Here is a 14,427-nt window from a genome sequence, read left to right as displayed (position 1 = left end):
ACTCGTTGAAGCAAAGCATGTCCCGGCGCGGCAACTGCCTGGACAATGCGGCGATGGAGAGCTTCTTTGGAACGCTGAAGTCGGAATTCTTCTACCTGAACAGCTTTGACAGCCTCGAGAGTCTGGAGGCTGGGCTGGTGGAATACATCCAGTACTACAACGAAGAACGCATCAAACTGAAACTGAAAGGTCTGAGCCCGGTAAAGTACCGGGAGCAGGCCCAATCGGCCGCCTGACCACGTCCAAGTCTCGGGGGTCACTTCACCTTGGGGGCTTGGCCGCGGCATCCATGCCGCGGACACCCCGCAAACCCACAGTCCCCCACCTTCGAGAGTTTCCCGGTGACGGAGGGACAGGCTTCGCAAAGTCGAGCATGCTCGACTGGCAGCTCAGAAGCGGTGGGAGTAACGGGGAAAGAAGAAAGGAAACGGCAGCGAGCGCGCGCAGCGCGCGACCCGCTTTTGATTTTGATTTTGTTCTTGCCTGCGGCCCGCGCGATGTATGGCAGGCCGGGTGGGTGGGGCGTGCAGGACCGTTGGCGCCATGGATGGCGCCATCGAGCCCCCAAGGATGGGTTTACGGCGTGTCCTGCACGCCCCACCTACCCGGCCCATCACCAGTATCCATCAGTGCGAGCGCGCGCCGCAGAGGGGGCAGCGCCCGATGGAGTGGAATACCTCAGTACCGCTTGATCCCCGGCACCGTGCAACCTTCAATCTGCGCATGCGCCGACACCGCATTTTCCTTCTCGCCGCGCGCCAGACGCGACTGCTCGATCGTCGCCCAGTGCCGGCGGCACAGCGGCCCGGTCTTCGAGCCCAGATCCACCGCCTTGCGCGCGAACGTCTCAGCCTGTGCCCATTGGCCCTGCAACAGCGCCAGCTCGGCACGCTCCTGCAGCACAGCCGGGTCACCGGCCACGATTTCCAGCGCGTGGTCCAGGCTGCTGGCGGCACCGGCCAGGTCGTTGGCCTGGCGCTGCGTCTGTGCGGTCACCCGCAGGTCTTCCACCTGCGAATCACGCAGAGGCTGCACCGACAGCTCCTTGTCGTCCGGACCTGCGGCCGCATCCACCGCAGCCAGGCGCTGTGCCGGCGTGGTGGTATCAACCGGCGGCTTGGCCACCGGCGGTGCGCTGCTGACGCAGGCGGCCAGGGCCAGGCTGAGGCCGGTCAGGGCCAGGGGCTGCAGCAGGGATCGCATGTTCATCGGCATCATCGGCTCGGAGGAGGAGTGGCGGCGGCGGGCGCCGCAGCAGGTTCAGCAGGCGGCTCAGGCTTGCGGTCCAGGCCGAACCAGCTACGCCAGCCACCGCCCTCGCCTTCGGCACCCTGCCCGTCCGGCGACACCGCCGGCGCACACGGTGCATAGGCCGGCGCGTAGCCCACCACGAACGGGAAACGACGCGCGCCCGGGCAGCCTTCATCCGTGCTGTTGAGTCCGGTCGGCGCCACCGACTGCCAGTCCAGGCCCTTGTTGCTGACCCGCAGTGGCGCACTCGGCAGGCGCTGGAAGATGCCCGACCAGACCCGCATCGCGCCGGTGGCACCGTACAGGCCGGCCTGCTCGTTCTGGTCGTTGCCGATCCAGATCACCGCCAGATGATCGCCGGTGTAACCGGCGTACCAGCTGTCGCGGCCATCGTTGGTGGTACCGGTCTTGCCGGCCGGCTGCAGGCGGCCGAGGCCATCGGCGTTCAGGCGCTGCGCGGTGCCGCTGGCAACCACCTGCTGCAGGCCGACACTGATCAGGTTGGCGGCAATCGAGTCGCCTTCCTGGGCCGGTGCCGGGGTCTTGTCGTAACGCTTGAGCAGCTTGCCCTGCGGATCGAGCACGCCACGCACCGCATGCAGCGGCTGGATTTCGCCACCGGACGCGAGGAACTGGTACAGCTGGGCCATCGCGTACGGGCTCTGGTCGGTCGAACCGAGAATCACCGCCGGATTCGCCTCGGCCTTGATGCCGGCCAGCACGTGGATCAGCTGGGTCACGCGCTCGGGGCCGACCTGCATGCCCACGCGCACCGTGGCCTGGTTGTAGGAATGCGCCAGCGCGTCGATCAGGCGCACGGTGCCGTGGCTGCGGTTGTCCGCGTTGCCCGGGTTCCAGTTGCGGCCGCGGCCGAGCTGGACGGTCACCGGTGAATCGTCGACCCAGCTGGCCAGCGAGTAGCGGTCCGGCTGCGCCAACGCGAGCAGGTACACGAACGGCTTCAGCAACGAGCCGACCGGGCGCTGTGCTTCGATCGCACGGTTGAAGCCGACTTCGGACACTTCACGGCTGCCGATTACCGCCAGCACGTCACCGTTGTGCACGTCGGTCAGCACCATGCCGGCCTGCAGTTCGGGGCGACGCTTGCTCTCCAGCGACTTGATGGTGCGGGTCACCGCGCCTTCGGCATAGGCCTGCGCGGACGGCGACATGCCGGTCATCACGCTCAGGCCGGCGCCCTGCAGGGCAGATTCCGGATAGTCATGGCCGAGCTGGCGGCGGACCAGATCGACATAGGCGGGGAAGCGGTTGGCGGCAACCAGGCCCGGCGTCTTGGGCACGCCCAGCGGGGCCTTCAACGCACGCTGGTACTCGGCGTCATCGATCAGCGTGGCTTCGTGCAGTTTGCCCAGCACGAAGTTGCGGCGATCCAGCGCGCGTTCCGGATTGCGCCGCGGGTCGTAGAAGGACGGGCCCTTGACCAGGCCGATCAGCAGCGCGATCTGCTCAGTCTCCAGCGACTGCAGGTCGCGACCGAACCAGAACTCGGCGCCAGAGGACATGCCATGGATGGCCTGGCTGCCACGCTGGCCCAGGTACACCTGGTTGAGGTAGGCCTCGAAGATGGTGCGCTTGTCGTAGCGCGCTTCCATGATCAGCGCGTAGAGCACTTCGTTGAATTTGCGGGTAACCGTCTGCTCCTTGCCGATGCCGAGCAGGCCGCTGCGGGCCAGCTGCTGGGTCAGCGTAGAGGCGCCCTGGCGGCTCTGGCCACCGGAGCGGATGGTTACCCACACCGCGCGCGCGATGCCGGACAGGTCGATGCCGTGGTGGCGGTTGAAGTCCTTGTCCTCCACCGCCTGCAGGCCGGTCACCAGCAGGTCCGGCGCCTCGTCCATGCGGATCAGGCGGCGTTCTTCCTGCTTCTGGCCGTACAGGGTGGCGATGCGGGCCGGGTCCAACCGCGCGGCCTTCAAGGCCTTGCGGTTATCGGCGTCGCGCAGCGAGGCGACCGCACCATCGGCCAGTGACAGCTCGAGCCGGCGCGGGGCAACCCGGCCATCGACGTCGTTATAGCCGCGGCTGGAGATGACGAAGCGCCCGCCGTTCACCGCATAGGTGGCCGGCTCCTTGCCCTGGCCGTCATCGCGGTAGGCGGAGGCGGCCAGCTCGGTCTTCAGCGTCGACGCATCCATCGCCTTGCCGGGGGTGAGCACCAGCGGGCGCGCGTAGACGCGCGTCGGGATCTGCCAGCGCAGCTCGCCGAAACGCTGGGTCACCTGCTGGTTCAGGTACAGCGTATAGGGAATGAGGAAACCCAATCCCAACGCGACCGCAGCCATGCTCCAGGTGATCAGCCGGCGCCGCCACAGCGGGCCGTTGTCCTGCTGGTCGTCGTCGTCGAAATCGTCGATGTCGTCGGAATCGTAGCGTCGGGGCACGGGAATGCGAGAATGTAGGGTCTGGCGAGTCTACCCCAGCCGCTGCGGCTGGCGAATTCTCCCGGGTTCCCCTGCTTAAGCTGGAGTTGCAACCGGATGGCGATGTCTCTGGCCGAGATCCGATACCTGATCAACCGCCTCACGGGCCTGGCCCGCCGGAGCCTGGCCAGCCTGCGTACCCGTGGGTGGCGGGCGACCTGGCAGCGCATCCGCGTGCATACCCAGCGCGCCGTTCCCGCGCCGCGAACGCCGCTGTTCCTGCCGCCGGCACAGGATTTCGCCCCCTTCACGGTGCCGTTCAGCGAAACGCCGGAAGTGAGTATCGTCATCCCGGTCTACAACCACGTCGGCCATACCCTGGCCTGCCTGCGCGCCCTGGCGGCACATCCGCCGCTGGCGGCGTGCGAGATCCTGGTCGTGGATGACGGCAGCAGCGACGCCACCGTGCAGTGGATGCCGCAGGTCGCCGGACTGCGCTATGAGGTGCGCGAGCACAACGGCGGCTTCATCGAGGCCTGCAACGATGGCGTGTCGCGCGCACGCGGCCGCTATGTGGTGCTGCTCAACAACGATACGGTGCCACAGCCGGGCTGGCTGGATGCCCTGCTGGACACGTTCGCCAGCACACCCGACGCCGGCCTGGTCGGCAGCCAGCTGCTGTACCCGGATGGCCGCCTGCAGGAATCAGGGGGTGTGATCTTCGCCAACGGCAGCGGCTGGAGCTACGGCCGTTTCGAGGCGGCGGACGACCCACGCTTTGCCAGCCTGCGCGACGTCGACTACTGCTCCGGCGCGGCGCTGATGCTGCCGCGCGCCCTCTGGCAGCAGCTGGGCGGCTTCGATACCCGTTACAAGCCGGCGTACTACGAGGACACCGATCTGGCCTTCCGCGTTCGCGCCCGGGGCCTGCGTGTGCTGGTGCAACCAGCCAGCCGGGTGATCCACGATGAAGGCACCAGCAACGGCACCGATACCGGCAGCGGGGTGAAGGCCTACCAGGTGCGCAACCAGGCCATCTTCGCCGCCCGCTGGGCCACCGAGCTGGCCCGCCATCCGGCGGTGGGCGAAGTGCCGTCACCCGCGCTGCTGCTGCGTGGCCGACGCCAGGTGTTGATCCTGGACGAGGAAGTACCCCAACCGGATCGCGATTCGGCGTCACTGCGCCAGGTGAACCTGATCCGCCTGCTGCTGCAGGGCGGCGCTCATGTGGTGTTTGTTCCCACCCGCCGCGAACATGGCGGTGCCGCCACCGAAGCACTGCAGCGGATGGGCGTGGAAGTCTGGTATGCGCCGTTCCTCGATGGCGTCGCCAGCTGGCTGCGAACGCACGGTGCGCGTTTCCACGTGGCGCTGCTGGTCCGCCACCATGTCGCCCACGAGTGCCTGCCGCTGCTGAAGCGCTATGCGCCGCAGGCCCGCACCGTGTTCGACACCGTGGACCTGCACTACCTGCGCGAACGTCGTGGTGCCGAAGTCGCCGGTGATGCCGGGTTGCTGCGCGCCGCCGAGCGCACCCGCGCCAGCGAGCTGGCCGTGATGGAGCAGTGCGACGTCACCGTGCTGGTCAGTGCCGCCGAGCGCGAGCAGCTGCAGGCCGACGCCCCTTCCGTGCAGGTGGAGCTGATCTCCAACCTGCACGACGTCGCCGGCGCCGGCAAGCCGTTCGAACAGCGCCATGATCTGGTGTTTGTCGGCGGCTTCCGCCATCCGCCGAACCTGGATGCCATGGAGTGGTTCATCGGCGAAGTCTTTGCCGGCATCCGCGCCCGCCTGCCCGAGGTACACCTGCACTGCATCGGTGCCGCCACACCGGAATCGCTGCTGGCATTGGCCGCACGCCAGCCCGGCGTGCAGATGCACGGTTTCGTCGAGGACATCACGCCCTACATGGACGGCGCACGCATTTCCATCGCGCCGCTGCGTTTCGGCGCCGGCGTGAAGGGCAAGATCAACCTGAGCATGGCCCATGGCCAGCCGGTGGTAGGTACCACCTGCGCCGTGGAAGGAATGCACCTGCACCCGGGCCAGGACGTGCTGGTGGCGGATGATGCGGCGGGCTTCGCCGATGCGGTGGTCCGCCTGTACCAGGATCCGCAGCTGTGGCAGCAGTTGTCCGACGCCGGCCTGGCCAACATCGCAGAGCACTTCTCCCTCGACGCTGCCCGCGCGACCGTGCAGCGGGTGTTCTTCACCTAATCCGGGCGACCGCCGGCGCGGCGCAGGCGGTCTTCGAACGCCGGCAGCTCGGCCAGGTCCGGTTGCAGCAACCGTGCCTGTTCGGCGGCGTGTGCGGCAAACGCCAGGTCTCCATTGCCGAGCCGTTCGCTGCCGATCGCCAGCCAGCGCTGGGCCAGGCGCAGGCGTGCCGAGGGAAGTCCAACCGCGGTCGGCGACAGGGTCTGCCACGCCTGCAGGCAGGCACCTGCGGCCTGCACGCGATTCTGCCGCAGGTTGTCGTCGAAGCAGCGGCGACTGGCGGGCAGCAGCCGCGCTGCGGCAGCCTTCACCCGTGCATCGCGTGGCGCCAGTGACTGCGCTTCGCGCAACGCGTCGAACGCACTGTGCCCGGGGGGGCTGATCCATTGCCCGGCACGTTCGGCGCGCTCGATCCTGCGCAGGTGGTCGCGCAGTTGGCGCTCGCGCTGCGTGTTGCTGACCGCCGGCTGCTGCAGCGCCTTCTGCGCCTGTTGGGCGCGCTGCAGGCGTTGCGCGAGCTGCTGTTGCGCCGCCGGCGAAGCACCCAGTTCCGCTGCCAGTGCGGCATCGGCCTGCGCCGCTTCGAACTGGAAATCGTCGGCCTGCTTCTGGCTGCGTGCCAGCACCGCCTGCAAGGTCTGTTCGCGGCCGCGCTGGGCACTGGAATCATCAACCGCCACTGCCAGCACGGCGAGGAATCCCTTCGCTGCGGATTCCAGCTGCCGACGCTGCAAGGCGCGCTGGGCCTGGCGCAGGCGCTGGTCGACGGCCTGTGCCAATGCTTCCTGGCTGGCGGGCAGATCGGCGTGGCCGGCATCGAACTGGCGCGCACGCTGCAGCATCGCGGCTGCCTCGGCCAGCTCGCCGCGCCCGGCCAGGATGCGGACCTGCTGCAGCAGATCGCTCAGTGCGTCCTCGCGACCTTCCAGCGCCGGCAGATTGTCCGGCTGCAGTACCAGGATGCGCTGGAACAGGGGCAGCGCGCTGCTGTCACCGTCGTCCAGCCGGCCCGCTGCAAAGGCGTTGCGCGCCTGCGCCAGCAGTGCACCGATGCCGGCGCCTGCGCTGCGCCGGGCCTGCAGCTGGCGTGCCACGGCATCCGCATCGCCCTGCGGCACCTGCAGTTCCCGGGCCAGTGCCAGCGCCTGCGCGCTGCCTTCGAGGTCGTTGGCCTGCAGTTTTTCGCTGGCCTGCTGCAGGGCCGCGGCGCCGGTACGGGCCAGCCCCTCACGGGCCTGCGGACGATCACCATCCAGCGCCAGCACGGCCTGGTAGCGCTCACGCGCACCACTGCCATCGGCGGCACTCAGCCGCCCGGCCGCCAGTGCGCGATCGCCTTCGGCCAGCAACTGTTCAATCTGAGGCTCATCCCAGAACCAGTCGGCCAGCGGCTTGCGCAGCAGCACCAGCAGCACGAACACCGCCAGCGCCGCGACCAGCGCCCAGCGCCACACCCGGCGCGCGTGACGTGCCTGCAGCCACCACCAACGGCCTTCGCGGCGGACGCGGTCCAGCGCAGGATGTTCAGCGCCATGCGGGCGATGCGGAGGCTCGCGTTCCATGCGTGCAGGGTAGCCGGGGCAGCGTGAAGCTCAGCCGAGGCGACGCGCCTCGCTCACGCCGGGCAGCGCATCCAGCTTGCCCAGCAGGGTCGACAGCTGGCCGTAGTCGCTCACCTTCAGGCGCAGGCGCAGGTGGGCACCGCCACTGTTGCGCACGTTGTCACTGTGGATGTCGAGCACGTAGGCGTCTTCCTGGGCGATCAGGTTGGTGATGTCCTTCAGCAGCCAGCGGCGGTCGACCGCAGTGACCACCACGTCCACTTCGTAGCCGCCACCGGCCTGGCCCCACTCCACCGGCAGGATGCGCTGCGGGCTGGTGGCTGCCAGCCGGGCCAGCGCGGCACAGTCTGCACGATGCACGGTGACACCACGGCTACGGGTCAGGTAGCCGACGATCGGTTCACCGGCCACTGGCTGGCAGCAACGCGCCAGCTGCACCAGCAGGTTGCCCACGCCCTGCACGGTGAACTTGGACTTGCCCAGGTTCTCGCGGCGCGCGGTCGGCCGCGGCAGGGCTGGCGCGGGCGCCGGCTGGCTCGCTGCACGTTCGGCTTCCAGCAGGGTACGACTGACCTGGTTCGGGCCGGTGTCACCCAGCGCCACCTGGATGTAGAGGTCGTCAACGCTGTCGGCATGGAACTTCTTCGCCGCCACCGCCAGATCAGAATGCTGCAGGCCCAGACGCTTCAGCTCGCGCTCGAGCAGTTCGCGCCCGGCCTGCACGTTGCGCGCGCGGTCCAGCTTGTGGAACCAGCTGCGTACTTTTTCGCGCGAGCGGTTGCTGGCCAGGAAGCCGTTGGCCGGCATCAGCCAGTCGCGGCGCGGATCGGCCTCCTTGCCGGTCAGGATCTCGACGCGGTCGCCGCTGCGCAGGCGGTAGGTCAGCGGCACGATACGGCCATTGACCTTCGCACCACGGCAGCGGTGGCCCACCATCGTGTGCACCTGGTAGGCGAAATCGAGCGGCGTGGCGCCCTGCGGCAGGTCCAGCACCTCGTCCTTCGGGCTCAGTGCATAGACCCGGTCCTCGGTCAGCTCGGCATCGAGCGCCCCGGCCAGTTCATTGCCCTGCCCGTCCTGCGCCTGCTCCAGCAGCTGGCGCATCCAGGTGATCTTGCGGTCGAAGGACTTCTCCGCGCCCTTGCCGCCTTCCTTGTACTTCCAGTGCGCGGCCACGCCCAGCTCGGCCTGCGAATGCATCTCGTGGGTACGGATCTGCACTTCGATGGTGCGCCCTTCCGGGCCGACCACGGCGGTATGCAGCGAGCGATAGTCGTTGGCCTTGGGCCGGGCGATGTAGTCGTCGAACTCGCTGGGCACCGGCGCCCACAGCGCATGCACCACGCCCAGCGCGGCGTAGCAGGCGGCGACATCGTCGACCATGACGCGCACCGCACGGATGTCGTACAGCTGGTCGAACGCCAGCCGCTTCTTCTGCATCTTCCGCCAGATGCTGTAGATGTGCTTCGGGCGGCCACTGACCTCGGCCTTGATGCCCTGCGCGACCAGTTCGCGCGACAGCACCTTCTTGACGTTCTCGACGTAACGCTCGCGGGCGATGCGGGTTTCGTCCACCTCCCGCGCAATGCGCCGGTAGGTCTCCGGTTCCAGGTGGCGGAACGCCAGGTCCTCCAGCTCCCACTTCAACTGCCAGATGCCCAGGCGGTTGGCCAACGGCGCATGGATGTCGCGGGTCAGCTGCGCCAGCGCGCGGCGCTGCTCGTCGTCCAGCTTGTCGGCCGCGCGCATGCGCGCCAGCTGCCGCGCCAGCAGGATGGGCACCACGCGCAGGTCACGGATGATCGCCAGCAGCAGGCGGCGCAGGCCCTCGCTGTTGCGCCCGGCCTCGCGGCCGGCGTGCAGCGCCCACACCGGATCGGCCGCATCCTGGCCATCCAGCAGGCCGATCACTGCGGCCTTGTGGTTGCCCAGCGGCAGTTGCTCCAGGCTGGCGCGCAGGCCGGGCAGATCGAACAGCAGGGCCGCGACCACCGCGCCTTCGTCGGCCGAGAGCATCGCCAGTGCGTCGAGGGTGTCGCCCAGCACCGACCAGCTGACGCGCATCTGATGGTCGCAGTCCGGCGCTTCCCAGTGCCCGCGCAGGGCCTGGCGCAGCGGAGCAGGCAGCACGGCTGCCGAGGGGCGGTTCAACAAGGCATCCAGGCCGGGGACGGAAGCGCGGTTCACAGCATCGAGCAGGCAAGACAGAGGCCCCTACACTAGCGCCGGCGCCGTTCAGGGACAATCACCGCGGCCACCATCACCCGGCATGAAGACATGCCGCTACACTCGCGGGCAAACCCAGGAGAGTCCCGACATGTCCTCGATCGTCCCGCGTTTCCGCCTACGGCTGCTGGCCTGTGCCGCACTGTTGCTGTCCCTGTCGGCGCCTGCGCTGGCCCAGCGCGTGGTGGAGGGTGACCTGCAGCAGCAGATGTCACCGGCCGAGTTCAAGGCGGCCGGCCTGGACAAGCTCAACGCGCAGGAACTGGCCACGCTGAACCGCTGGCTGCAGGGCAAGGTCGAAGCGGCCACCACCCAGGCGGTTGCGGCCGTACGGGAAACGGCGCGCGAGGAAGGCCGTCAGGAAGTGATCGTGAAGAATCGCGGCTTCTTCGATTTCGGCAGCAGCGAGCCGATCACCGGCGTGCTGCAGGGCGAGTTCCGCGGCTTCGGCAAAGGCCGCGTCTACGTGCTGGACAACGGCCAGGAATGGGAGCAGACCGATGCAAGCACCCTGGCCGGTGTGCGCAAGCAGTCCCCCGCCGTCAGCATCAAGCCCGGTGTGATGGGCGTGTGGTACCTGAAGGTCGACGGCGTGAACACCCAGCCGAAGGTGCGCCGAACCAAGTAACGCCGTGACCTTGCTGCAGAGCCGAGCGTGGGCTCGGCTCTGCAGCAACGACGTCACGCCTGGCGCAATGCGGTCACCCGCTGCGCCAGCTTCTTCGCCGAGATGCCGGTGCGCGCACCCAGCTCCTGCGCGAACAGCGATACCCGCAGCTCTTCCAGATCCCAGCGCAGCGCCTGCCATTGCGGGCGCTCGCGCAGTCCCTGCTGCTCACCCACGTCCAGCGCTTCCAGGAACGGGTGCAGTTCCAGCATGCGTGCCTGGTCACGTGGCGGATCACGCTTGGCGCGCTCGGTGCGCAGGATCATCGCCTTCAGGTAGCGCGGGTACTGCGCCAGCGCGTCGGCCGGCGTGTCACGCAGGAAGCCGGGATGGATCAGCCCGACAAGCTGCGCTTCCATGTCGTCCAGATTGCCGCGCGCCCAACCCATCAACGGTGCTTCCAGCATCGGCTTCAGTTCCGCCACCAGCGCCAGGATGGTTTCGGCCAGCTTCAGCCGCGACATGGCCTCGCCGAACAGCGCCTTGGCCGCATGCTCACGACGCTGCTCGAAGGCTGCCGCATCGCGGATGTCTTCCAGCCCCTCGGCCAGCACCGCGTTCATCGCCGCATCGACCAGGTCACCACGCAGGCGCTCCTGCGACTCGATCGCCGCATACAACAGGCCGGTCTTGGCACCGACCGGCAGCTGCTTGCGTGCCTGCTTCACCTTCTCGGCCAGGGCAATCTCCAGCAGACGGCGCACGCCCAGCGGATGGGCCTCCAGCGCCTGCTGGCGATCGGCGAAGATGCGCAGCGCCACGCTGTCGCCCTCGTCCAGCAGCGCCGGATAAGCCGGCACACCCGCTTCACCGGGTACCTGCAGCGGAATCGGCGTGGCCGGGAACGTGCGAAGGCCATCGGCGGCCATCTCGCGCCCAGCGCGTGCAGCGAACGCATCGCCGGCACGACCACCGAATTTCGCGCGCAGTGCGTCCAGATCGCGCGAGGTCGCCAGCACCTTGCCCTGTTCGTCGCGCAGGCGCAGGTTCATATGCAGGTGAGGTTCGATCGAACCGGGTTCGAAATCGAGCGCCGTCACCGTCGCGCCGGTGGCACGTGACAGGAAGCGCGCCAGTTCGCCGGTGATGGCATCGGCACTGGGCTGCGGGAACGCCTCGTAGAACGCGCGGCCGAAGTCCGGTGCCGGCACGTAGTTGCGGCGCATCGCCTTGGGCAGGCTGCGGATCAGTGCCGAGGCCTTGTCGGCGACGAAACCCGGCGCCAGCCAGCCCAGTTGCACCGGGTCCAGTGCGTTGAGCAGGTGCAGCGGTACGTCCAGGGTCACGCCATCGTCGTCGGCACCCGGTTCGAAGCGGTAATGCAGCGGCAGGCGCGCCTGGCCCAGCGGCAGGTACTTCGGATAGCGCTCCTGTTCGCTGCCCTCACCCGGCAACAGATCGACCAGCGACCAGTGCAGGGTCTTGCGCTGTTCCGGCGCCAGCCCCTTCCACCAGGTATCCAGACCCGCCGCCGAATGGATCTGCGGCGGCACCCGGTCCAGATACCAGCGCGCCTGCCAGTCCTCGTCGGCGACGATGCCGGCGCGGCGCAGCTTGGCTTCTTCCTCGCGGGCGATCTCCAGCACTTTCTGGTTGTCCGCCACGAAGCTGGCGCGGGTGTTGATCTCGCCGGTCACCAGTGCCTGGCGCACGAAGATGTCGTGCGCTTCGCCCGGCGCGATGCGACCGTAGTGCACCGGCTTCTTCGGCGCCAGCACCAGGCCGAACAGGCTGATCTGCTCGGAGGCCAGCACCTGGCCCTGCGCGCGCGACCAGTGCGGATCGAAGTGCTTGCGCAGCAGCAGGTGCGGCAGTTCGGCGATCACCCAGTCCGGCTCGATCGCCGCCAAGGTCATGCCCCACACCTTCTGCGTATCCAGCAGGTTGGCCACCAGCAGCCACGGCGGCGGCCGCTTGGACAGCGCCGAACCCGGGAACGGCAGGAAGCGGCGCTGGCGTGGCGCCTGGAAATCTCCCTTCTCGGTGCGGTGGCCGATCTGCGTCGGCAGGCCCGCCACCAGCGCCCGATGCAGGGTCTGGTACGCAGCGGCACGCACGCGCTCGCTGAAACCGCCGCCCACCGGCGCCTGTTCCTTCTGCGCACGCACGGCTACCGGCGCCGATGCGGCCTCGGCCTTGCCTTCGCGGGCCAGGCGCGCGGCACGGTGCAGCTGGCCTCGGGTGGCTTTCACTGCGGCGGCATCATCACGCGCCGGGGCCGGTGCACTGCTGCCGGCCAGCAGCGGTGCCATCGAGGCCTCGTTGGCTTCTTCCTTCCAGCCCAGTTCCTCGCACAGCAGGCGCAGTTGGCGATGCAGCTCGCGCCACTCGCGCATGCGCAGGAAGCCAAGGAAGTGGCGGCTGCACCAGTCGCGCAGCTTGGACTGGGTCAGGTCTTCATGGGCCTGCCGATAGGCATCCCACAGGCGCAGCACACCAACGAATTCGGACCGCCCATCGGCGAACTGCGCATGCGCGCTGTCGGCCGCGCCACGCGCTTCGGGCGGGCGCTCGCGCGGGTCCTGGATGCCCAGGAACGAGGCGATCACCAGCATCGGCCGCAGGCAGCCGGCAGCCTGCGCGGCGACCAGCATGCGCGCCAGCTTCACGTCCACCGGCAGGCGTGCCATCTGCTTGCCGATGGTGGTCATGCGCCGCTCGGCGTCGATCGCGCCCAGTTCGGTCAGCTGCTGCCAGCCATCGGCCACCGCACGCTCGTCCGGCGCTTCCAGGAACGGGAACTCTTCGATGCGGCCCAGGCCCAGCTGCAGCATGCGCAGGATCACCCCGGCCAGGCTGGAGCGGCGGATTTCCGGATCGGTGAACTCGGGCCGCGCCTGGAAATCGGCCTCGGCGTACAGGCGGTAGCAGATGCCCTCGGCGATACGGCCGCAGCGGCCCTTGCGCTGGTTGGCGCTGGCCTGCGAGATCGGCTCGATGTGCAGGCGGTCCAGCTTGTTGCGCGGGCTGTAGCGCTTGACTCGGGCAAAGCCCGGATCGACCACGTAGCGGATGCGCGGCACCGTCAGCGAGGTTTCCGCCACGTTGGTGGCCAGCACGATGCGCCGGTTCGACCCGGGGTTGAACACCCGGTCCTGGTCCTGGTTGGACAGGCGCGCGTACAGCGGCAGCACCTCGGTATTGCGGTACTTGCGGCGTTCCAGCGACTGGTGCGCATCGCGGATCTCGCGTTCGCCCGGCAGGAAGATCAGCACGTCGCCGCGCGCATCCAGGCGGGTGATTTCGTCGATGGCCGACACGATGGCGTCATTGACGGTGCGTTCGCCCTGGTCTTCGCCCTCGCCTTCCAGCGCGCGGTAGCGCACTTCCACCGGGTAGGTGCGGCCTTCAACGCTGATCACCGGCGCATTGTCGAAATGCTGGGCGAAGCGTTCGGTGTCGATGGTGGCCGAAGTGACGATCAGCTTCAGGTCCGGGCGCTTGCGCAGCAGCTGCTTCAGGTAGCCCAGCAGGAAGTCGATGTTGAGGCTGCGTTCGTGCGCCTCGTCGACGATGATCGTGTCGTAGTTCGACAACCAGCGGTCACTGGCGATTTCCGCCAGCAGGATGCCGTCGGTCATGAACTTGATTCGGCTGTCTTCGCTGACCTTGTCGTTGAAGCGCACCTGGTAGCCGACCAGCTGGCCCAGTTCGCTCTGCAGTTCCTGCGCCACGCGGCTGGCCACCGCACGTGCGGCAATCCGTCGCGGCTGGGTGCAGCCGATCATGCCGGCCTGGCCACGGCCTGCGGCCAGGCACAGTTTCGGCAGCTGGGTGGTCTTGCCCGAGCCGGTTTCACCGGCGATCACCACGACCTGGTGGTCGCGGATCAGACCGATGATGGCGTCGGCTTCACGCGCAATCGGCAGCTGCGGGTCCAGAGTAATGGACGGCTGCTGCAGCGCCCGCACCTGCCGGCGCTGCACCGACGCCTGCAAGGCCTGCTCGAAGGTGGCGGCCAACGCCGCATCCTGTGGCTTGGCCTGGCAACGCGAGAGCATTCCCAGCAAACGGCCCCGGTCGCGGCTCATGGCGCCGTCGATAGCGGCACGCTGTTGGCGCAGGCGGGGCGATGGATTTTTATCGATAGAGTTCATCAATCGGTTCGTTCAAAACTTTGAAA

8 protein-coding genes are annotated in these 14,427 nt (G+C 68.4%); 3 read left to right on the top strand and 5 right to left on the bottom strand.

Going from position 1 to position 14,427, the window contains the following annotated elements; genetic code table 11:
- Nucleotides 1–236 (top strand): IS3 family transposase (locus V3B25_RS16270; RefSeq protein WP_329810846.1); only part of this gene is annotated, 236 nt, incomplete at its 5' end.
- A 442-nt stretch (nt 237–678) separates the two neighbouring features.
- Here V3B25_RS16270 and V3B25_RS16265 read toward each other — a convergent pair.
- Complete coding sequence (locus tag V3B25_RS16265; protein WP_080356554.1) at nt 679–1,218, bottom strand: hypothetical protein; 540 nt, start codon at nt 1,216–1,218, stop codon at nt 679–681.
- Entirely contained in the window at nt 1,215–3,653 is a 2,439-nt protein-coding gene (gene mrcB, locus V3B25_RS16260) for a penicillin-binding protein 1B (protein WP_032130201.1), read from the bottom strand. The genes V3B25_RS16265 and mrcB overlap by 4 nt, the downstream gene beginning before the upstream one ends.
- A gap of 96 nt (nt 3,654–3,749) precedes the next feature.
- On the opposite strand from mrcB, the gene V3B25_RS16255 reads away from it, so the two are divergent.
- A complete protein-coding gene (locus V3B25_RS16255; protein ID WP_329811003.1) occupies nt 3,750–5,849 on the top strand; it encodes a glycosyltransferase in 2,100 nt (699 codons plus the stop codon).
- Here the strand turns inward: V3B25_RS16255 and V3B25_RS16250 are convergent.
- Both V3B25_RS16250 and V3B25_RS16245 read right to left on the bottom strand, forming a co-directional pair.
- On the bottom strand, nt 5,846–7,411 hold the full coding sequence (locus tag V3B25_RS16250; protein WP_154264219.1) for a hypothetical protein: 1,566 nt from the start codon (nt 7,409–7,411) through the stop codon (nt 5,846–5,848). The genes V3B25_RS16255 and V3B25_RS16250 overlap by 4 nt on opposite strands.
- A 30-nt stretch (nt 7,412–7,441) precedes the next feature.
- A complete protein-coding gene (locus tag V3B25_RS16245) occupies nt 7,442–9,598 on the bottom strand; it encodes a bifunctional (p)ppGpp synthetase/guanosine-3',5'-bis(diphosphate) 3'-pyrophosphohydrolase (RefSeq protein ID WP_329811002.1) in 2,157 nt (718 codons plus the stop codon).
- A 130-nt stretch (nt 9,599–9,728) separates the two neighbouring features.
- On the opposite strand from V3B25_RS16245, the gene V3B25_RS16240 reads away from it, so the two are divergent.
- Nucleotides 9,729–10,265 carry a hypothetical protein gene (locus V3B25_RS16240; protein WP_032130197.1) on the top strand — a complete coding sequence of 179 codons (537 nt, stop codon included), beginning with the start codon at nt 9,729–9,731 and terminating at the stop codon, nt 10,263–10,265.
- A gap of 53 nt (nt 10,266–10,318) precedes the next feature.
- Here V3B25_RS16240 and hrpA read toward each other — a convergent pair whose 3' ends face one another.
- Nucleotides 10,319–14,401, bottom strand: coding sequence for an ATP-dependent RNA helicase HrpA (gene hrpA / locus V3B25_RS16235; protein ID WP_329811001.1), 4,083 nt, complete (start codon nt 14,399–14,401; stop codon nt 10,319–10,321).
- Nucleotides 14,402–14,427: the final 26 nt, after the last annotated feature.

Origin of the sequence: Stenotrophomonas sp. SMYL8 (assembly GCF_036320065.1) — a bacterium.
GTDB lineage: Bacteria > Pseudomonadota > Gammaproteobacteria > Xanthomonadales > Xanthomonadaceae > Stenotrophomonas > Stenotrophomonas maltophilia_A.
Note: the sequence above shows the minus strand (reverse complement) of the source record. Positions and strands in the feature narration are given on the sequence as shown.